This window comes from Acutalibacter sp. 1XD8-36 (assembly GCF_009917525.1).
Classification (GTDB): Bacteria; Bacillota; Clostridia; order Oscillospirales; family Acutalibacteraceae; genus Acutalibacter.
In genome coordinates, this window is sequence record NZ_QZDU01000001.1 from 457,239 (window position 1) to 477,579 (window position 20,341).

Below are 20,341 nucleotides of genomic sequence, written 5' to 3' on the forward strand. Positions count from 1 at the left end.
GCTTTTTGGCCTCCCGTGTCTTATATTAGCAGCACCCACGCCCCCAACCCCAGCAGCGCCCCCAGCCCCGGATACAGCCTGGAGCGCTCCTTATATGTCCCCCTGGCCTCGGTTAAATGCTGGCGGGTGCGGGCGGCACAGAGCTCCAGGTGGTCGAGCTGCCCCTGGGTGTCGCTGGCCCCGAGGCCCGCCGCAAAGTCCCTTATAAGCTTTTGGTCCTTCTCGTCTCCCAGAAGGCTGGCCCCGGCTTTATACAGGGCTCCGCAGGGGTCCGAGGAAAACTCCGGCCTTCGGGCGGCTGCCCTGCAGAATGGGCTGTCCCCTGCCTGTATCAGCTCCGGCAGAGGGCGTGCAGAGTAGGCTATCTCGGTCTTGAGCCACTGGAGCAGCACCTCCAGCTGGGATAAATATGTCACCCTCTGCCTCAGCTCCCATGTGCGGCCCAGGCCCCATATCAGTCCCGCAAGCACTAGTAAAACAGAACCCAACGGCTTCATCAGACTGCACAGCTTTCCCGGAACATGGAGCGTTCCCCCGGCCCCTCAATGAAAGCTGGCTCACAGGGATACTCCCTGCCCCGAAGGGCAACTAGGGTTTGAAACGCCCCAGTATTGAGCAGGTCCCGGCAGAAGGGGCGGCTGCGGGGGTCTGAGCCGCTGTGCACGGTGGCTATTAGGCCCACGCCGGCCCGGGCCGCGCTCTCCACCGCCTCCGTATCCCCGGGGGCCAGCTCGTCGCAGAGGATTATCTCCGGGGAGAGGCTTCTAAGAGCCATCTCAAAGCCCGGCCCCTTGGGGCAGTTCCTCAGCACATCGGCACAGGGGCCAAGGCTGAAAGCCCCCAGCTCCCCCCGGCTATCCAGCACGGCTACACGCTTTCCCTGACCGAAGCGGCCCATTGAGAGGGAGCGGGCTATGTCCCGAAGCAGCGTGGTCTTGCCGCTGCCGGGCTCACCGGCTATGAGGGCACCTTTGGTGAAGTCTACCCCTGAGAGAAAAAGCCTGTCCCCGCAGCCGGGCATGTCCCGGGGGATTCTGAAGACAATGGAGGTGATGTCCCTTAGCCCCTTCACCCTGCCGCCTTCCAGCACCGCCGTGCCGCATATACCCGCCCGGCATAGGCTGTCCACCTGAATATAGCCCTGGCGTATCTCATCCTCGTGGCTGAATACTGAACGGCCGCAGATATACATGAAAAGCTCCTGTAATTTACCGGCGCTTACGGTAGGAAGCCCTGGGGCCAGGGCCCGAGTCACGCCTCTTGCCTTCAGAAAGAATACCCCCTCTCTGCCGCAGACGGCTATAGGCTCATCGGACTTAAAATGTATGTCCTGGGCCTGGAGCTTGACTTGGTCCGGCAGGGCAAGCAGCTCGTCCCGGAACAGGGGAATATGGCTGGCAATACGGTCAAAAGCTCTCATAGAGCAGCACCCGCTTTCTTGATTCGTAGACTAGTCCATATGTATGTGTTTTGAAGCAAAAATAGAACAGACCCCGCCAAAAGACAGAGCCTGCCGCTTTACTCAAGCTATCTCACTTCCTGCGGCGGTACCAGCCGGCAAAGCCTGCCAGCACAGCGGACGCGCCCACTGATACCGCCACAAACCCCCAAAGCATGTAGAAAAAGCTCACCCCATCCCCCTTACGCCGGAGGTATGGCCTCCTGCCAGGGGCCCTCGCCCATGGGCTGGGCCTGAGCCAGCACATAGAGCTGCTGCTGTGGGCTTATATCCCTCAGGGCCGTCAGGGCTTCCGGGTCTATCTGGGCATTCAGTCGCACCGCCGTATATAATGGCGGGGTCTCCCGTCCCGGGGGCAGCAGGTCGTCTGTCCGGCTGTTTTTATAGTATAGATATGCACCCTTGGCTGTCCAGTATTCCCCGCCGCCGTCCTCTGCGCTGCCGGATTCCAAAAAGCCTTCCGAGCGTATATGTCCCGCCTCCAGCACCGGCTTACCGTCTATCTGAGGCCCGCATACCCGCACCCGGAGCTTACAGCCTGTAAGCCCGTTATTTACAAAGCTCAGGCTCGAGTCCGTCGTATCCCCGGGCTGCAGTACCGGGGCGGACTCGCCGTCCTCTGAGCCAACCGCCACCACCTGTATCTCCGCCGGCTCCTCATGGGGGCCCAGAACGAAGCAGAGCCCCCATAGCCCGGCTAAAAGCGCCAGCACCAGGGCGGTCAGCAGCCTCCCGGCCCTCATTGCCCCGCCCCCAGTCTGAAGCTGCCCCCAAGGGCCACGTTTGTGGAGCCGCCAAGGGTGAAGCGTACCGTCTGGCTGCTGAGCTTAGGGTCCACCATATCGCTCTCCTCGCTTATCCCAAGGCTGCACAGCTCCTGCTCATCCTGGCCCACAGCGGTTATAGTATAGGTGCCGAAGGGCAGGCCGGTAAATTCCGCTGTAAGGCCTGTCATGCCCCCCTGAGGGTCAGGGTCGGGCCGGGCCTCGGCATAGAGGCAGAGCCCCCGGCCCTCCAGCTCCAGCAGCACGGAGCCGGTCTGCACACATGGCCCCTCTGCCAGCACGCGTATGGAGCCGGACTCCACGTCTATGTGGTATATAAGGTCCCTCCATGCGTCGCCGCCGCTCTCTTTGTGCAGCACCGCCGAGATATGGTAATCCGTCCCCTTTCGCGGGCGCTCGCGGCCCAGGTCCTCCAAATCTTTCTGGCCCTCCATACTCATCCACCAGCACTCCACCTCCCCGGGCTCGTCCCCAAAGGCCTTTGCAGCCTGGTCCTTTAGGTGTATGCCGTTTACCCTGAGCGGCACGGCCTCTCCCAGGAACAGGGTCTCCCGAAGCCACACCGCGTCCGCTGCGGAGCTGCCGGGGGATATGTATAGGAGCACCGCGCATACCGCCAGCGGCAACAGCCTCAGCAGCCGCTTAATCCTTGCGTACATACTTTATTCTCCTTTCGTGGGATAGGGTTTACGATAAAATACCACGTTTCACATGAGAAAGCTGTCTAACTATGGGATACCTGCAAAAGGGGCTGGAAAAAGCTTGCAACCGGGACTGTTTTGGGCTATAATATGTCAGATACTGTATACAAGAGGTGCTACCAATGTAGTTATTCCAGGTATTATATTATAAATTTGTACTAAACTTTAAGTTTCAGAATGGAGAGTATATTATGCCAGATAATAGAGCCGAAATCGAAAAGCGCCGCACATTTGCAATAATCTCCCACCCCGACGCCGGCAAGACCACCCTTACAGAAAAGTTTCTGCTGTACGGCGGGGCAATCGCCCTGGCCGGAATGGTCAAGGGCAAGCGCAACTCGAGGCACGCCGTATCCGACTGGATGGAGATAGAAAAGCAGAGGGGAATTTCTGTCACGTCCTCCGTAATGCAGTTCCAGTATGACGGCTACTGTATCAACATCCTGGACACCCCTGGGCACCAGGACTTTTCCGAGGACACCTACCGCACGCTGATGGCTGCTGACAGCGCGGTTATGGTGATAGACGCCGGCAAGGGCGTTGAGGCCCAGACCCGGAAGCTCTTTAAGGTATGCGTCATGCGGGACATCCCAATCTTCACCTTCATAAACAAGATGGACAGGGACTCCCTGAGCCCATATGACTTGCTGGACGAGATAGAGAAGGAGCTGGGGATAGGCACCTACCCCATGAACTGGCCCATCGGGTCGGGGGTGGATTTTAAGGGGGTCTATGACCGGGAGAAGGATAAGGTGCTCAGGTTTATCCCCGAGGAGAGCGGCGCCGGGCGCAGGGAGGTCCAGGAGCAGGACTTCACCCTTGACGACCCGGGGCTGCCGGGGGCTATCGGCGAGTATCTGTACGGCACGCTGAAAGACGACGTGGAGCTGCTGGACGGTGCAGGGTATGAGTTTGATTTAGAGCGGGTTCGGCACGGTAAGCTCTCGCCGGTGTTCTTTGGGTCGGCGCTGACGAACTTCGGTGTGGAGCCGTTTTTGGAGCAGTTCCTAAAGCTCACCCCCCCACCGCTCTCACGCCAGGCTGAGGGCGCTACGGTGGACCCCTTCGACGATAACTTCTCCGCCTTCGTATTTAAGATACAGGCAAATATGAACAAGGCCCATAGGGATAGGATAGCTTTTATCCGCCTTTGCAGCGGCAAATTTGAGAAGGGCATGGAGGTTGAGCATGTGCAGGGTGGCAGGCGCATGAAGCTCAGCCAGCCCCAGCAGCTCATGGCCCAGAGCCGGGAGATTATTGAGGAGGCCTATGCCGGGGACATTATCGGCGTCTTCGACCCGGGGGTATTCTCCATCGGCGACACATTATGCGCGCCGGGGAAGAAACTGAGGTTTCAGGGCATACCCACCTTCGCGCCGGAGCTGTTCAGCCTTGTGCGGCAGAAGGACACAATGAAGCGCAAGCAGTTCGTTAAGGGCGCAAACCAGATTGCCCAGGAGGGCGCTATACAAATCTTCCAGGAGATAAGCTCCGGCATGGAGGAAATTATTGTGGGCGTGGTGGGCAGCCTGCAGTTCGACGTGTTCCAGTACCGCATGGAAAATGAGTATAATGTAGAGGTATATATGCAGACCCTCCCCTACTCCTTTATACGCTGGATAGATAACGATGGCATGGACGAGACGGCGCTCAGGAAGCTGAACCTCACCTCCGATACCAAGAAGGTGCAGGATTTAAAGGGGCGTTACCTGCTGCTGTTTTCAAATCAGTGGAGCATTAATTGGGCGCTGGAGAGAAACGATGGACTGCTGCTTTCAGAGTTCAGCGAGAACTAAATTCCTGTTCTGCTAAACTTATCCGCCGAGGTGTATATATGAAACTTATAATAACCGACCTTGAGACCCTCCCCTGCCGCGTGGACGGTGAATACAAGCTCATCAGGCCCGGCAGGCCTTTCCGGCACTGTGTGGGCTGTTTCGGCTGCTGGATAAAGACGCCGGGGGTGTGCGTCATACATGACGGCTGCGAGATGACCGGTAGGGACCTGAGCAAATGCAGCGAGCTCATCCTTGTGAGCAGATGTGTGTACGGCTGCACCAGCCCCTTTGTCAAAAATGTGCTGGACCGGGCCATATCCTATATACACCCCTATTTTGCCGTGCGAGGCGGCGAAATGCACCATAGGCGCCGGTATGAAAACCGGCTGACGGTCTCGGCATATTTCTACGGCCCGGATATCACCGAGGCTGAGCGGGCCACAGCTGAGAGGATTGTACAGGCAAATGCGGTCAACTATGACGGCGGCGCGGGGCCGGTGAGGTTCTTTCAGGGCCCTGAGGAATTGGAGGGTGTTACACTATGACTGTACTGATAAACGGCAGCCCCAAACACAGCGGCAGCGCCAGCGGAACTCTGCTGGATATCCTAAAGGGGCATATGAGAGCCGAGCCTGTCATGACATGCCTGCACGGCCCAGAGCCCGGGACTGAAAGCCTAAAAACACTGGCAGAAGGGGATGTATGGGTATTTGCCTTCCCGCTATATGTAGACAGCGTGCCCTCACACCTGCTGGCGTGCCTGACAGAGCTTGAGCAGCTTGCCCGGGAGAAGCAGCCGAAGGTGTATGCGGTGGTGAACTGTGGATTTTACGAGGGGCGGCAGAACAGGCCCGCGCTGGAAATCATCGAGAATTTCTGTGCAAGGGCGGGCTGCCGGTGGTGCGGCGGCGTGGGCGCCGGAGGCGGCGGCGCGCTTTCCACGCTGGCGAAGCTGGGCAAGGGGCCTGCGGGCCCGGTGGACGCAGCCCTCCGGGAGCTGGCTGAAAATATAGGCTCCGGCTCCAGGCAGGAAAACAGGTATGTAACGCTGGGCATCCCGAGGCTTATGTATAAGCTGGCCGGGGAAATGGGCTGGCGAAAGATGATTAAGGCCAACGGCGGCAGGGCCAGGGACCTTGACAAGCGAATAACCTAAGGCAGAAGCACCCCCTCCGATTCATCACCGGAGGGGGTGCTTCTATTTTAGCTGTCCTTTAGCTGTACAGCGTCTCAAGATATCCGTAAGTGGCTGGCATTTCCTTTGTCACCCGCAGGACGTTTGGCAGGAAAGTCGAATCGTTGTAGTCATACTCGTGCAGTTTCAGCTTCATGCCCTTTGCCGGTTTGTACTCCCCGTTGTCAATGGCAAGGCCGCCCCGGGCAGTGAACTCGCCGCCGTAGCCCAGCTGGTATATCTGGTAGTCGGCTTCCAACACACCGTCATAGGTGGTGAAGCGGCCGTTGCGGAAGTCCTCGCTCATAGCTTCCTCAAGGCGCGTCAGGAAATCCTTGGGCAGCTCGTCCAGCCCTTTATAGTCCTTAATAGCGGAGATATCCGACTCGGTGACGGTAAGTCCAGTATAGAACTCCCCTTTGGGCTTTAACCTGCTGACTGTCTTTACCGCGTCTATGGCGTTGAGGGGCATCTGGCTGTATACGAACTCGTCGCTTTTTATTATCTCCCGGCGCAGGTTCCTAATCTCCTCCAGGATGGGCTCGGTCTTAGAATTTACCGGGCCCCTGTAGCATACCGACACGTTCTTGTAGGAGGGCATGCCGTCCGGGTCATGATTTGTGACGTGATAGGATATAAATATTTCCTCCTGATTCCGATAAGCCAAGCGCCCGGGGAGATATGGGTACTGGGCGGCGCGCTCCAGTTCTATATACTTTTTATTGAGCTCGTGCACTTTGTCCAGCATCTCCGGGCTCCAGAGACAATCCGTCAGACTAAACGGAGCCAGTTCATCTATTACCTCTCCTTCAGATATCTCAGTCCTGATTACGGGCCGGGGCTCAATAGGCTCCGCGCCCCAGTATCCGTTCATGTCGATGACATTTACAGGATAATGAAAGTTCATGCTCACATTCTCTATCTCTGAGACCTCCGGGATATCCGTGTCAAGGCCCAGGCCTGTGGAAACCAGGATTATCCCCCCGAGCATCATTGCCCCGGAAATGCCGATGGATATGGCGTGGCTGAGAAGGGCTTTCAGCCTCCGGTGCCAGACCAGCTCCAGTATCAGGAACACCACCACCATTGCCAGGACCATGCCCCCAAGGGTAATGGGAATGCCAAGGCCGCCCACTCTCCAGTAATTTGAGCTGCCGGCTAATATTGAGACCGTCAGCAGGCCTGCCCCAAGGGTCAGCTCTGTGCGCAGGACCCGCTCCAGCAGAACGCACTGCCCGAAGTGGCCTGCCCACTCGCTCTTGCGGCGCTTATAGAGATGATACCCCGCATAGCCGCAGAGGGCCCCGAGGATTGGCAGCCAGATGAATATGGCCGTCCTTGTGAAGCCGTCGGGGTGCTGAAACTCTACCCCCACCGGTGAGAATAGGATTTGAAAGAAATCCATGCTATTCCCATAGCTATACACCCTAGGTATGGTGTGGTCTACCAAGGCCATGCTGCTAAAAACTATGACCCGCCAGCAAATAAGATGTGCCGCCGACGCCATAATATAGCCATGATACGTCCCCGAGAGCGCCGCCATCATAAAGGAGAAGCCCACTAAGGCTATGGCTACCGTAGTCAGGCTTCTGATGTGGTAGCCGCCTAAACCATAGGATGACATCCAGGCTGTAAAGAGCCGGCAGGGTATGATAGGGAGAAGTATCTGCCAGAGGCCGTTTAGTACGGATGCAAGATACAGCTCCCCCCGGGGGACCGGCAGGGCATTGATGTAGTCGGCCTGCCTGCGGGAGAAGCAGTCCCCCAGGCACATAATGGGCATGTAGAAGGCAAAGCCGGTAATAAATATCTCCATAAGATGGACATGGTCCTCAACCCCACGCCTTACGATAGAGTCCCAGAGGGTTACGCCTGCCATCAGCAGCCAGTATATTACGGCAGCGGGCAGGATGCGCCTTAGCTGCCATATGAACACGGATGTGAAGCCGCCGCGCTTATCCAAGGATTTTGTCAATGTCATAACCTGCCGCCTCCATTTCGCTTATAAATACTTCCTCAAGGGACAGCGGTACTGTCTCCTTAAAGGTGGGGCCGAACTGTTCCAGAGCCGCCAGCACATCCTCCTTGGCGCCCCGGGCCACGAAGGTAATAAGTGAGCCGGTCTGTTCGTAGGTGGTAATGCAGAGCTTCTGCTTCAGGCTGTCGATAGGCGGCATTTTTTCAAACACTGCCTGGACGCGCTGGAGGTGCAGGGAGAGCTCGTCCAGCTCCTTCTCAAGGATGAGTCCGCCCTTGTGCAGAAGGGCCAGGGTATCGCAGAAGTCCTCCATTTCCCGAAGGTTATGGGACGCCAGCACCACGGTCATGCGCCGGTCGGCAACCTCCTGGGCGATAAGCTGCTTGACAAGCCTGCGTATCACCGGGTCTATGCCGTCGAAGACCTCATCCAAAAGCAGTACCTCCGGGCGGCTGGCTAAGGCCAGTATAATCCCGGCCTGCCGCCGGTTGCCCTTGCTGAGCGCCTGGAAGCGGGACTTTTCGTTCACCGGGAAGCGCTGACACAATTCCGTAAACCATGCCTCGTCCCAGCTTGGGTAGAGCCTGGAGAGCTGCTTCCCCATGCCCAGCAGGTTACTCCCCGCCGGAAGCGCCAGCTCGTCGGGCACGAAGCGGAGCTTTGACTTGAGCGCCCTATTCTCAAAGACAGACTGGCTGTTCACGGTCACCGTACCGCCGTCGGCACGGTACACCCCCGCAAGAATGCGCAGAAGTGTGGACTTTCCCGCTCCGTTGGAGCCCACCAGCCCGAAGATACTGCCGGTCTGAACAGACAGGTCCACCTGGTCCAGGGCAGTCAGCTCCCCGAAGCGCTTGGTAAGCTGTTTACATTTAATCATGAGTTTCCCTCCTTTTCTGGGTCCGTCAGGCCGGAAAGCAGCTCTATGAGCTCATCCCGGGTTATGCCGCAGGATATGGCTTCCCTCATGGCATTAGCCGCCATATCCAGTGCGTCACGCCTGCGCTTATCCACCGCCGCCTGGGGCTTTGAGAGGAACGAGCCCTTCCCCGGCAGGGAGTGTATGAGGCCATCCCTCTCGAGCATGGAGTAGGCCTTCTGGACGGTGTTGGGATTGACCCCCAGTTCCTTTGCCACGGCCCGCACTGACGGCAGCTGTCCGTTATCCCCGAAAGCTCCGGCAGCCCCCAGGGTGATGACGCTGCGGTATATCTGCTCAAAAATCGGCAGGCCGCATTTGTAGTCGATGACAAACATCTTGGCACCTCCATCTGTACTAGTTCGATTAGTACAGTTAAAGCATACACCCATACACAGGATTTGTCAAGGGGTAAATATAAAAAAATTCCAGGCCCTGATTTGTGGTATCAGGAGCCTGGAATGTATCAGGTTATGTAAACTTAATATAGTTACGGTAAACTTTCAACCTTTGGGATACATCTCCCGAAGGAGCGGTATCTGTGAAGCTCTTGGCGTACCTTCAAGGCGCTTGATGTAGCTCTCAAGCATTCCCCTTGCGTGCTCGGGGCCGCCCTCGCGCATGACTGTCCACATGGGATCTATGTCAAATTCAGACTTTTTCATCTGTTCATCCACCCAGTTGAGAATAAGCCTCGCTCCCTTATCGCAGAGGTCCGGGCGCTCGTCGGCCAAATTGTGGAGCTGGTGCGGGTCGTTCACCACATCAAATAGCTGCTCCTTTGGGAACAGGTGGTAGCCGCCGTGGATTGTGCGCAGATAGAGGTAGTTGTCAAAACGCACACTTCGCTGGCAGACGTGGGCGCACTGGGTTAGCACCAGATGGTCCTTGCCGCAGTTCTTGCCCTGGGTGATGGTCTTGGCGTAGGACACGCCGTCATAGTCATATTCGCCCACGAATTTGGTGCCAAGCAGCTCTTGGATAGTGGGGGCCAAATCCACGTTGTCATGGAAGCCCGGGGCTGTTTCACCCTCCGGCCCGCCGGGCCACTTGATTATCATTGGGATATGACAGGTGGGCTCATCGGCGGTGCCGTGCTCGGCGTATAACCCCAGCTCCCCAAGATTCTCGCCGTGGTCAGATGTAATGATTATTGCCGTATCCTCATATAGTCCCATCTCTTTTAGCTGTCCTATAACCTGTCCGATATTGTCGTCAGTATACCGCACTCCGCAGTCGTAGCTGTCCATAAAGTCCCGCATATCCTGCATTGTACGCACCGCGCCGGGATGGCGTGGGTACTGGTCGAAATGGGTGTCATCCCACATATTGATTTCATTGGCACCGTGAGGCCCAACATGCAGCAGGTGTTCGGCAAATATCTTGCCATCTATCCAGTTGTCCGGCAGAGGCACATCCTTAAACGGGTTGCCGAATTCCTCCGGGGCCCGGTAGGGTGTGTGAGGGTCCCAGTAGTGCACGTGCATAAACCAGTTGTCATTGTCCCCTTTCCGCTTCAGCCAGTCCAGCACATGGGGAGTTACCTCTCCAGCCAGCTCATTGCCACATTTACCTACGTTGAAGCACTCATTGAATCCGGCGTTAAACCACCAGGAGGAGTGCCGCTCGGCGAAGGTGGAAAAGCTTACCGTGTGCATACCGGCACGGCGGAACTGCATAAATAGGCCGTTATCACTGACGCTGTCCCGGAAATGCCGGGTAGTCCCCTGCAGGCGCATGTCGGCGGCAGTGCCTCCATGTCCCACAACTCCGGTGCGGATGCCATAGCGACCGGAGATAAGGGACGCACGGCTGGGCAGGCAGGGGGCGTTTGGGCAGTAGTAGTTGTCAAAACGCAAACCATCGGCGGCAATACTGTCAATCACCGGGGAGGTGTCCCTGGCATAGCCGTAGCAGCCCAGATGGTCCGGACGCAGGGTGTCGATGTCGAACATGATGATACGCATAAGCGCACGCTCCTTTTGGGGATTCCCCACTTATTTCTCTGTAAGTATAGCATATTTTTTTATAAAATGCTATAATAACTGGAGAAATTTTTCAAAATGAAAGGAGCACCAGACATGCCCCCTCTTTCACTGCTTATTAAGCCAGCCTCAGGCGGCTGCAATATGCGCTGCGCCTACTGTTTCTACCATGACGAGGCCCAAAACCGCGCCGTGGCCTCCTATGGGCATATGTCCCTTTCTACCCTGGAGGTACTTATAAAGAAGTCACTCGACTATGCCGACGGTCAGTGCACCTTCGGCTTCCAGGGCGGAGAGCCCACTCTGCGGGGGCTGGAGTTCTTTCAGCAGGCCGTTGAGTTTCAGCGCAGGTATAATGTTAAGAATGTGAAAATAATTAACGCTCTGCAAACTAACGGGCTTACTCTCGACAACTCCTGGGCCAGGTTCTTTAAGGAAAATAATTTTCTCATTGGCCTCTCTCTGGACGGTCCCAAGGCCATCCATGACGGCAGCCGCAAAGATACTAACGGACGCGGCACCTTTAGCCGCACCATGCGTGCCGCCCGGCTGCTCCGAAGCCACAGCGTGGATTTTAATATACTTACAGTGGTTACCCGGCAGGTGGCGGAAAGTATCACACAGATATACCGCTTTTTCCGGCGTGAGGAGCTGCTGTACCAGCAGTATATCCCCTGCCTGGACCCCATCTGTGAGCCTCGTGGCGGCTCTCCATACTCCCTGACGCCTGAGCTGTTTACCGGATTTTTAAAGAAGCTTTTTGATTTGTGGTATCAGGACGTTATTGCCGGACGCTTTATATATGTGCGGTACTTTGAAAACCTGCTTGGTGTGCTTCTTGGTCGCCCGCCGGAACACTGTGGCTTGTCTGGCCGCTGTGCTCCTCAGCATGTGATAGAGGCGGACGGCTCGGTGTACCCCTGCGATTTCTACTGCCTAGACCAGTGGCGGCTGGGGAATATTTTGCAGGACAGCTACCCTGAGCTGGACAAGGCCGCGGGGCAGTTTTTGAAGGATTCCCTATCCCACCCTGCAGAGTGCGGAGACTGTGAATATTTCTTTATCTGCCGGGGCGGCTGCCGCCGGGACAGGGAGCCTCTCTCTACTCAGGGAGAAAACTATTTCTGCCCGGCTTACAGGGACTTTTTCGCCTATGCCCTGCCGAGGCTCCGGGAATTAGCTGGCTTTTCCCCAAGAGGTTAAAGCAGCTTGTGATAGCCTGCCCATACCAGGGCGCGGTCCACAGCGGCCTTATACTTGTGGGCATACACCTGGGTAAACTCTCCGGCGTATACCTCCAGCCTGCCGTTGAAGCCAGTCTTAAATCTATAGACGCCGTTATTGGGGTGGTCCGGGTCGTACCAGTGGGGAACACCGCCGAAGTCATAGGTATGACAGCCGCTCTCTACCGCCCAGCGCATCATCTCCCACTGCATTAGATAGTTTGGCATTACCTCTCTGTGGGCTGCGGTAGAGGCTCCATACAGATAGGTGGTCCTGCCGCCATACTGAACGCATATGGCCCCTGACAGCGCCTGCCCCTGGTACTCACAGAGATATAGCCGGCAGTGTTCCCCCAGTGAGTCCAGCATACGGGCAAAATAGGACTCGCTGCGCATGTCGAAGCCGTCACGGTCCTTGGTCTCCTCCATCAGCCGCTGGAAGTCGGCAAGGCGCTCCTTGCCGTACACTTTGCAGGTAACCCCTTTGCGCTGTGCCAGTCTGATATTATAGCGGCACTTGCTCTTAAAAGAGGCCAGCAGCTCCTCCTCCGAGCGCCCGCCTATGTCCAGCACGTAGTTATTGCGGCACTGTATTGTCAGGTCGTCCGGCTGCCAGGCGGTAAACCTCAGGCCGGCATTACGCAGTGCGTACACGGCCCGGCTGTCCGTCTCGTCTATGGGCGGGTCCAGCTTGCATGAGTAGGCGTGATATCTGCCGGCAAGCTCCTCTAGTCCCTGAAGGATATCCTTCAGGGACTCTTGGTCTGTGACGTCACAGACCGGCCCCCTCGGACAGTATAGAAACGGCTTGAAGGGGGGAGGAAACCGTTTTACCAGCACCAGCGCCGAAGCCCGGATGCTTCCGTGGCTGTCCCTGGATATTATGACCTCATGCCTCCAGCGGTGCTTTACCCCGGCCCATAGGGTAGACTGTAAAAAATGAGCGCTCCTGCTGCTTAAAAAGGCCTCATATTCCTCTATGGCGGCTCTATTGTTAAAATCAAGGTATTCCATCACTTTCCACTCCTTTCACCTATTAGACGACCCGGTTACTTGGAAGGTAAGGAGCATTTTGTAATAAAGTTGTAATACTTATATGTTCGTAATGTAAACGAAAAGAGCCCGGGCAAAGCGCCCAGGCTCCTATTTATTACTGCTTATCTTTCAGTCTTTAGCTCTCCATTATCTGTTTGTACAGCTTGATATACTCGCCCGCCGAGCGGCCCCAGCTGTTGTCACAGTTCATAGCCCGGTCTACCAGCACGCCCCAGCCCTTTTTGTCGGAGTTATAGGCGTAGATGGCACGGTGCAGGCTGTGTAGCATATCGCCCGCGTTATAGGTCATGAACGTGAAGCCGTTGCCCTCGCCGTCGCCACTGTCTGTGATGGAGTCCTTTAGGCCGCCGGTCTCACGGACCACCGGTATAGTTCCATAGCGCAGGGCTATCATCTGAGACAGGCCGCAGGGCTCGGACTTGCTGGGCATGAGGAAGATGTCGGCTCCGGCGTATATCTTCCTTGAAAGCTCAGGCACAAAGCCCAGGCAGAGCACGAAGCGTCCTGGGTACTTCTCCTGCATCCACTTGAAGTAGTTCTCATACTCCAGGTCCCCGCTGCCTAGAATAACTATCTGTGCGTTGGAGTATTCCATAACATTGTCCACAGCATCCTTCACTAGGTCAAGGCCCTTATGGGACACAAGGCGGGTGACCATGCCTATCAGCGGCACCTCAGGGTCTACCTCAATGCACAGGCGCTCCTGCAGCTTCTTCTTGTTTACCGCCTTATTCGCCTTGTCCTCTTTGCTGTAGTTTGCGAAAAGGTCTTTGTCGGTCTCGGGGTCGTAGCCCACTGTATCTATACCGTTTAATATGCCGGACAGCTTCCAGGAGCGCTCCTTGAGGATGGGGTCCAGCTTATGGGAGAACCATGGGTCCAGAATCTCCTGGGCGTATGTTGGGCTGACAGTCGATACCCAGTTGGCGCACTCGATAGCACCCTTCATCAGGTTTACATCCTTATTGAACTCCAGGAGCTGGCTCTCGTAGGCCGGAATGCCGAAGACATCCTCAAGGATATCCTTGCCGTACTGCCCCTGATACTGGATGTTGTGGATGGTAAATAGTGTCTTAATGCCGGAGTACCAGTCGTTATTGGCATAGAAGAGCCTGTAATACACAGGCACCAGTGCGCACTGCCAATCGTTGGCATGTATCACGTCGGGCTTATAGTCGATATAGGGCAGCATCTCCAAAACGGCCCTTGAGAAGAAGGCAAAGCGCTCCGCGTCGTCAAAGTGGCCGTAGAGACTGCCGCGCTTGAAGTAATACTGGTTATCTATGAGATAATAGGTCACAGCGCCTATTTTGGCCTCAAAAATGCCGCAATACTGCCGCCGCCAGGCCACGGGCACGGAAATGCTCGTGACGAACTTCATCTTGTCCCGCAGCTCCTGGGATACGTTATCATACAGCGGCACCACCACCCGGCAGCCCACCATCCTGGCCCGCAAAGCCTGGGGCAGCGAGCCGGACACGTCCGCCAGTCCTCCTGTTGCGGAGAATGGCAGGGCCTCACTTGCACAATACAAAATCTTCATAATTGGTAGTTCCTTTCTGCCTCAAGTTTTTTCCGCGGACTCAGACCCTGCTCCCCTTTGCCACATAGACCGGGTAGCTGGAGGAGCCGGACATGTTGCGGTTCATATCGAACTCTACGTTCTTGTCTGCCACAACATATTCAAGCTTAGTGCCCTCGCCAATGACACAGTCCTGCATAATGACGCAGTTGCGGAGCTTTGCACCCTTCTTTACCCGCACTCCTCTAAAGAGCACGCAGTTCTCAACCTCGCCGTCTATAACACAGCCGTCGGCTACAATGGAGTTCTCCACCGAGGAGCCAAGGCCGTACTTTGCGGGCATATCGTCCCTCACCTTAGTGTAGATGGGGTGCTCCGCCGGGAACAGCTGGGTGCGGACCTTCGGGTCCATCAGGGCCATATTGGCCTCGAAATAGTCCTTGAAGGAGCTGATTGTGTAGGCCGCGCCGGTGTACTCATAGCCGTAAATCTTCATATCCTTCAGGTTGCGCTGCATAATGTCCCTGTCGAAATCATACAGGTTGCGGCTCATGCAGTCGTCCACCAGGTCAATCAGCTTCTGGCGGCGTATAATACATTTGCCAATGCCGTAATTGCAGTTCTGGTCGCTTCCGCGCTTTATAAGTATATCCAGCACGTAGCCCTCTGGGTCCACTGTGTAGACCACGTTCTTATCCGTATCAGGGGATGTGCCGTGGCGGTAGATAACCGTGATGTCCGCGTTCTTCTCGGAGTGGAAGCGGAACACGTCCCTATAGTCTATGTTGGAGACTGTGTCACAGTTGGAAATGAGCACGTACTCCTCCTTGGAGTTCTTTAAAAAGCGGTGGATAGAGGCAAGGCTTGATACCAGGCCGTCGGTACGGCTAATCTCCGCCCCAAACGGCGGCAGTAGGAACAGGCCCTCCCTCTTGCGGGACAGGTTCCAGGTCTTGCCTGAGCCCAGGTGGTCCATAAGGGACTGGTAGTTCTGCTCGGTGATAACGCCTACCTTGTTTACCCCAGAGTTCACCAGGTTTGAGAGGGCGAAATCCACCAGCCTGTAGCGGCCGCCGTAGGGTATGGAGGCCATCACCCGGTTCTCCGTCAGTTCTCTTACACGCTCCTCGTGCACATATGCAAAGAGGATGCCGATAACTTCATTGCCGCGCATCATATGGACCATCTCCCTTTCGTTTCAGTCATATTATTCAGCAGTTTACTCATTTGCCGGCCTCCTCAGCGTCCAGCATCTCCTTGGGCGCTACGCTGCCGCCGGGTGGCACCTTGCAGCCGGGGCCGACTACCGCCACGCCCCACTCGTCTTTGTTCTCAACATCCTCCGGCTTCTGGCCCACCACAGCCCCCGCGCCAACTACGGCGTTCTCGGCAACTATAGCGTACTGTACCCTGGCTCCCTCCTCAATGCGGGCGCCGGGCATAATTATAGAGGAGTACACCTCTGCGCCGGGTGCTACATATACCCCAGCGAAGAGCACGGAGAACTCAAGGTTTCCGTATACATTGCAGCCCTCGGCAACAGTAGAGTTCTGCACATGGGCTCCCTTGGCGATATAGTGCGGCGGCATTACAGGGTTGCGGCTGTAAATGCGCCAGTCGGGGTCGCTAAGGTCCAGGGGCACATTGGGGTCCAGGATATCCATATTGGACTCCCAAAGGCTGTCGATGGTGCCCACATCCTTCCAGTAGCCGTTGAAGCGGTAGGCGTACATGCGCTCGCCGGCATTCAGCATGGCGGGCAGCACGTTCTTGCCGAAGTCGTTGGAGCTCTTGGGGTCCTCCTCGTCAGCTAAGAGGAACTTCCTGAGCTTATCCCAGCTGAATACGTAAATGCCCATATTTGCAAGGTCGTTCTTGGGCTTCGCGGGCTTCTCGTCAAACTCATAGATGGAGTCGTCCTCGTTGGTATTCAGGATTCCGAAGCGGCTGGCCTCGGCCATAGGCACCTGCTGCACAGCTATAGTTACAGCGGCCTCCTTCTCCTTGTGGAAGGCTATCATCTTGGAGTAGTCCATCTTATAGATATGGTCGCCGGAGAGGACCAGCACATAGTCGGGGTTATATCTGTCAATGAAAGGGATATTCTGTGTGATGGCGTTAGCCGTACCCTTATACCAGTCGGTATTCTTGCGCTTCTCATAGGGAGAGAGCACATGCACGCCACCGTTCATGCTGTCCAAATCCCAGGGCTGGCCGGAGCCGATGTACTCGTTGAGCTCCAGGGGCTGGTACTGGGTAAGCACGCCTACAGTCTCAACGCCGGAATTGACGCAGTTGGAGAGGGGGAAGTCTATAATGCGGTACTTTCCCCCGAAGGGCACGGCGGGCTTGGCGATGTCCTTTGTAAGCACACCCAGCCTGCTGCCCTGGCCGCCCGCAAGCAGCATGGCTACGACCTCTTGTTTGGGTAACATTGTTCGTCCTCCTGTATTCTCGTTTTTATATATTACGAAAAGCCTCCGCGATGGGAAACGGTGCTTTCTTGCCTGGAAGTTTTACGCGCTGGCCGTAGCCGCGTGCCTGCCTGCATCGGTAACTATGGCCGGCTCAGGCTTCTCCTTCTTGACCGCCTTGGGCTTTGGCTTCACGCCGGGCTTTGTGCACTCAAGGAAGAACACGGTGTTTGCCGGCAGCGTCAGCTCTATGCACTGCTCGCAGCCGTGCATAGGCTCGTCGATGGTCATTATGCTCTTACCGTTGGTGACACCGCCGCCGCCGAAGGCGCTGTCGTCAGAGGTGAACACCTCGCTCCAGGTGCCCCACTGGGGAATGCCAATTTTATAGTTTTCCCGCTGGACGGGAACAAAGTTGCAGACACACACAAGCTCCTTGCCTTCCTTGGATTTGCGCCTGAAGGCAATAACGCTCTGGGTATAGTCGTCGTTACTTATCCACTCGAAGCCCTCCCAGGAGAAGTCCACCTCCCAAAGCTCGGGACGGCTAAGGTAGAAGTGGTTTACGGCCTTGAAGAAGTCATGGGCGTCCTTATGCTCCTTATACTGTAGGAGATACCACTCAAGCTCCCTTTCGTAGTTCCACTCGTCCTTTTGGGCAAACTCAGTGCCCATAAACTGTAGCTTCTTGCCGGGATGGCCCATCATATAGGTTACAAAGCACCTCATGCCCGCAGCCTTCTGCTCGTCGGTGCCAGGCATTTTATTTATCAGAGAGCCCTTGCCGTACACCACCTCATCGTGGGAGATTGGTAGGATAAAGTTCTCGGAGAAGGCGTAGAAGAATGAGAATGTCAGGCTGTTATGGTTGCCGCTTCTAAATAGCGGGTCCATGGACATATATCTGAGCATATCGTTCATCCAGCCCATATTCCACTTGTAGTTGAATCCCAGGCCACCCATGAAGGTAGGCTTTGAGACCATAGGCCAGGAGGTGCTCTCCTCGGCTATCATCATCGGGTCCAACACCTCAGCGAAGGCCGCCTCATTGAGCGCCTGTAGGAAAGCGACCGCCTCCAGGTTCTCCTTGCCGCCGTCCTTATTGGGAATCCACTCGCCGTCCCGGCGGTTATAGTCCAGATACAGCATTGAGGCCACCGCGTCAACACGCAGGCCGTCCACGTGGTACTCCTTGAGCCAGAACACGGCGCTGGACATCAAGAAGCTTATGACCTCGGGCTTGCCGTAGTCAAACACCAGCGTGCCCCACTCCTTATGCTCGCCCTTCCTGGGGTCCTCGTACTCATAGCAGGGAGTGCCGTCGAATTTGGCAAGACCAGCCGCGTCTCTTGGGAAGTGGGCCGGTACCCAGTCCATTATCACGCCTATCCCCGCCTGATGGCAGCGGTCTACAAACCTCATTAAATCCTTTGGCTGACCGTAGCGGGAGGTGGGTGCGAAATAACCCATCACCTGATATCCCCATGAGCCGTCGTAGGGGTATTCCGTCAGAGGCATGAACTCAATATGGGTGAAGCCCATCTCCTTAACATATGGTATGAGCTCATCCCCCAGCTTATCATAGGAAAACACTGAGCCGTCCGCGTATTTACGCCAGGAGCCCGCGTGCATTTCATATATGTTCACCGGCTGGGAGTAGTGCTTGTCCGTCTCCTTTTTCTTCTGCCACTGGGAGTCTCCCCAGCCGTATCCCTCCAGCTCGTACCACCGTGAGGCTGTGCCAGGCCTGGTCTCCGTGTGCCAGGCAAAGGGGTCCGCCTTATAGGTGTCCTCGCCAGAGGCGGTCTTAATATAAAACTTATACATCTCATAGGGCTCAAACTCGAAGTCCGTATAGCATTCCCAGACGCTGTCGTCCACCTTTTTCATGGGGTACTTGGCGCTATCCCAGTTGCAGAAATTGCCCACAAGGGACACTGCCCGGGCCTTTGGAGCCCAAACCCTTGCCACCATACACCTTTTCCCATTACGGGTGGTCTTGTGCACACCCATATACTCATATAGGCGCCGGTTTTTGCCGCTGTGAAACAGGAATAATGGCACCTGCTCCGGGTCATCCTTTGCCTGCGCGCCAGCAGGGACCTTCTTTTCACCGGTCAGTTCAGTATTCATAGCTGCAGTCACGTTCCTTTCTTTTGACCGGCCTTTTAGTCCTGCGGGCAAATGCGCCGCTTTACAGCCAGCCATACTAGGAGGGAGATTTCCCTGCTCTTATAATACCATATCTGAAAAAAATTTCAAGTGGTTTTTAGTTATTTTTTGGAAAGATTGCGTAACAGACACCTTAACTTTGTAAAAATTCACAAAATTCGACCAAGTTCTATGTGTAACTGTTCCCGCGGCACGAAAAAGCGCCACCCAAATGAGCGGCGCCTGCGGACTATATTATAGGCTTATCCCCAAAGCGGCGTGGGGTATTCCCCCTTGTCGGTGAGCTCCTGCAGGGCATCCACCACAGACTGACGGTCCACCCTGTAGGTCACGCCGTACCACTTGCCCCCGGTCTCAAGCACCCTAACCGTTGCCCTGCCCTGCTGGAGCATGGCGTTTACGGCAAACGGCAGGAAGAACTCGCCCTTTAAGGGATTTTTCGGAAGGTCTTCGCTAAAGAAGCGGGCATACTCCTCCTCAAGGGATTTGGTGAAGCCGGGAGTAAAGCCCCAGAACTGCATGGACACCGGGGTTTCGGGGGAGATATGCACCCAGGTCTCGCCGTCGTCCTCACTGTAGCCGATATTTCCATCGGGAGTGCGGCCTATCTTGGTGCGCTCCACCACCTGGGCAAGCATACCGTCCTCAGTGGCACAGACTCCCCGGGCCACATAGCCGTTTTCGGAGATGGTGTTTTTCACCTGATAGCCCACCATACACAAATCCTGTACCGGGCCCTCAAGATTGGCGGACTTCAGGAAATTATAGAGCTTCTCATAGGCCTCCCGCCCATAAAAATCGTCGGCGTTTATCACCGCATATGGCGCGTCCCCGCAGAGCCTGGCCCCGCAAAGAGCGGCGTGGCCTGTGCCCCAGGGATTCTCCCGGCCCTCGGGGATTTCGCAGCCCTCGGGTATGTCGGTGAGCTCCTGGAAGGCGTAATCTATCTGCATGTACTTCTCAATGGGGGCGGCTATCTCCTTCTTGAAATCCTCCAGCATGTCTCGCTTTATAACGCAGACCACCTTGCGGAATCCGGCCTTATAAGCGTCGTACATGGAGAAGTCAATTATCCTCTCCCCGCAGGGACCCACCGGGTCCACTTGCTTGAGACCTCCCCCACCGTAGCGGCTTCCAAGGCCCGCAGCCATAATGACCAGTACAGGTTCACTCAT

18 protein-coding genes are annotated in these 20,341 nt (G+C 56.0%); 4 read left to right on the forward strand and 14 right to left on the reverse strand.

All coding sequences use genetic code 11. The features are described from left to right. Window positions 1-20 precede the first annotated feature (20 nt). The 4 genes from D5270_RS02585 to D5270_RS02600 all read right to left on the reverse strand — a co-directional run bounded on the left by D5270_RS02585 (window position 21) and on the right by D5270_RS02600 (window position 2,903). Window positions 21-497: a stage III sporulation protein AB gene (locus D5270_RS02585; protein WP_166542607.1), complete on the reverse strand. Its 477-nt coding sequence runs from the start codon at window positions 495-497 to the stop codon at window positions 21-23. Beyond that, window positions 497-1,420 (reverse strand): stage III sporulation protein AA, encoded by a 924-nt coding sequence (locus D5270_RS02590; RefSeq protein WP_166542608.1) that lies wholly within the window; start codon window positions 1,418-1,420, stop codon window positions 497-499. Before D5270_RS02590 ends, D5270_RS02585 begins: the two co-directional genes overlap by 1 nt. A 221-nt stretch (window positions 1,421-1,641) precedes the next feature. Further along, window positions 1,642-2,202: a hypothetical protein gene (locus D5270_RS02595; RefSeq protein ID WP_166542609.1), complete on the reverse strand. Its 561-nt coding sequence runs from the start codon at window positions 2,200-2,202 to the stop codon at window positions 1,642-1,644. Next, entirely contained in the window at window positions 2,199-2,903 is a 705-nt protein-coding gene (locus D5270_RS02600; protein WP_166542610.1) for a hypothetical protein, read from the reverse strand. The genes D5270_RS02595 and D5270_RS02600 overlap by 4 nt, the downstream gene beginning before the upstream one ends. A gap of 233 nt (window positions 2,904-3,136) precedes the next feature. Here D5270_RS02600 and D5270_RS02605 point away from each other — a divergent pair, with 233 nt between their 5' ends. The 3 genes from D5270_RS02605 to D5270_RS02615 are packed head-to-tail and all read left to right on the forward strand — an operon-like array spanning window position 3,137 to window position 5,879. After that, the gene (locus tag D5270_RS02605; protein ID WP_166542611.1) at window positions 3,137-4,741 is read left to right on the forward strand and encodes a peptide chain release factor 3; all 1,605 of its coding nucleotides are present in this window, start codon (window positions 3,137-3,139) and stop codon (window positions 4,739-4,741) included. 38 nt (window positions 4,742-4,779) lie between these two features. Further along, a complete protein-coding gene (locus tag D5270_RS02610; RefSeq protein ID WP_166542612.1) occupies window positions 4,780-5,268 on the forward strand; it encodes a flavodoxin family protein in 489 nt (162 codons plus the stop codon). Then, on the forward strand, window positions 5,265-5,879 hold the full coding sequence (locus D5270_RS02615) for a hypothetical protein (RefSeq protein WP_166542613.1): 615 nt from the start codon (window positions 5,265-5,267) through the stop codon (window positions 5,877-5,879). The genes D5270_RS02610 and D5270_RS02615 overlap by 4 nt, the downstream gene beginning before the upstream one ends. A 58-nt stretch (window positions 5,880-5,937) precedes the next feature. Here D5270_RS02615 and D5270_RS02620 read toward each other — a convergent pair whose 3' ends face one another. The 4 genes from D5270_RS02620 to D5270_RS02635 form a co-directional block, all read right to left on the reverse strand. Continuing rightward, window positions 5,938-7,878 (reverse strand): hypothetical protein, encoded by a 1,941-nt coding sequence (locus tag D5270_RS02620; protein WP_166542614.1) that lies wholly within the window; start codon window positions 7,876-7,878, stop codon window positions 5,938-5,940. After that, a complete protein-coding gene (locus D5270_RS02625) occupies window positions 7,853-8,755 on the reverse strand; it encodes an ABC transporter ATP-binding protein (protein WP_166542615.1) in 903 nt (300 codons plus the stop codon). Before D5270_RS02625 ends, D5270_RS02620 begins: the two co-directional genes overlap by 26 nt. Continuing rightward, a complete protein-coding gene (locus D5270_RS02630) occupies window positions 8,752-9,132 on the reverse strand; it encodes a GntR family transcriptional regulator (RefSeq protein WP_166542616.1) in 381 nt (126 codons plus the stop codon). The genes D5270_RS02625 and D5270_RS02630 overlap by 4 nt, the downstream gene beginning before the upstream one ends. 165 nt (window positions 9,133-9,297) lie before the next feature. Further along, window positions 9,298-10,761 (reverse strand): sulfatase family protein, encoded by a 1,464-nt coding sequence (locus tag D5270_RS02635; RefSeq protein ID WP_166542617.1) that lies wholly within the window; start codon window positions 10,759-10,761, stop codon window positions 9,298-9,300. 114 nt (window positions 10,762-10,875) lie between these two features. Between D5270_RS02635 and D5270_RS02640 the strand changes: the two genes are divergently transcribed. Next, window positions 10,876-11,982, forward strand: coding sequence for an anaerobic sulfatase maturase (locus D5270_RS02640; protein WP_166542618.1), 1,107 nt, complete (start codon window positions 10,876-10,878; stop codon window positions 11,980-11,982). On the opposite strand, the gene D5270_RS02645 is transcribed toward D5270_RS02640, so the two are convergent. From D5270_RS02645 to D5270_RS02670, 6 genes are all read right to left on the reverse strand, one after another. Then, window positions 11,979-13,016 carry a lipid II:glycine glycyltransferase FemX gene (locus D5270_RS02645; protein WP_166542619.1) on the reverse strand — a complete coding sequence of 346 codons (1,038 nt, stop codon included), beginning with the start codon at window positions 13,014-13,016 and terminating at the stop codon, window positions 11,979-11,981. The two genes, D5270_RS02640 and D5270_RS02645, sit on opposite strands and share 4 nt — an antisense overlap. Window positions 13,017-13,173: 157 nt before the next feature. Next, window positions 13,174-14,601 (reverse strand): glycogen synthase GlgA, encoded by a 1,428-nt coding sequence (gene glgA, locus D5270_RS02650; RefSeq protein WP_166542620.1) that lies wholly within the window; start codon window positions 14,599-14,601, stop codon window positions 13,174-13,176. A 40-nt stretch (window positions 14,602-14,641) separates the two neighbouring features. Next, the gene (glgD, locus tag D5270_RS02655) at window positions 14,642-15,757 is read right to left on the reverse strand and encodes a glucose-1-phosphate adenylyltransferase subunit GlgD (RefSeq protein WP_243150057.1); all 1,116 of its coding nucleotides are present in this window, start codon (window positions 15,755-15,757) and stop codon (window positions 14,642-14,644) included. A gap of 46 nt (window positions 15,758-15,803) precedes the next feature. After that, window positions 15,804-17,015 carry a glucose-1-phosphate adenylyltransferase gene (locus D5270_RS02660; protein WP_161473751.1) on the reverse strand — a complete coding sequence of 404 codons (1,212 nt, stop codon included), beginning with the start codon at window positions 17,013-17,015 and terminating at the stop codon, window positions 15,804-15,806. 81 nt (window positions 17,016-17,096) lie between these two features. Beyond that, on the reverse strand, window positions 17,097-19,127 hold the full coding sequence (gene glgB, locus D5270_RS02665; RefSeq protein WP_166542621.1) for a 1,4-alpha-glucan branching protein GlgB: 2,031 nt from the start codon (window positions 19,125-19,127) through the stop codon (window positions 17,097-17,099). Between the two features lie 281 nt (window positions 19,128-19,408). Beyond that, complete coding sequence (locus tag D5270_RS02670) at window positions 19,409-20,341, reverse strand: sugar phosphate nucleotidyltransferase (protein ID WP_161473749.1); 933 nt, start codon at window positions 20,339-20,341, stop codon at window positions 19,409-19,411.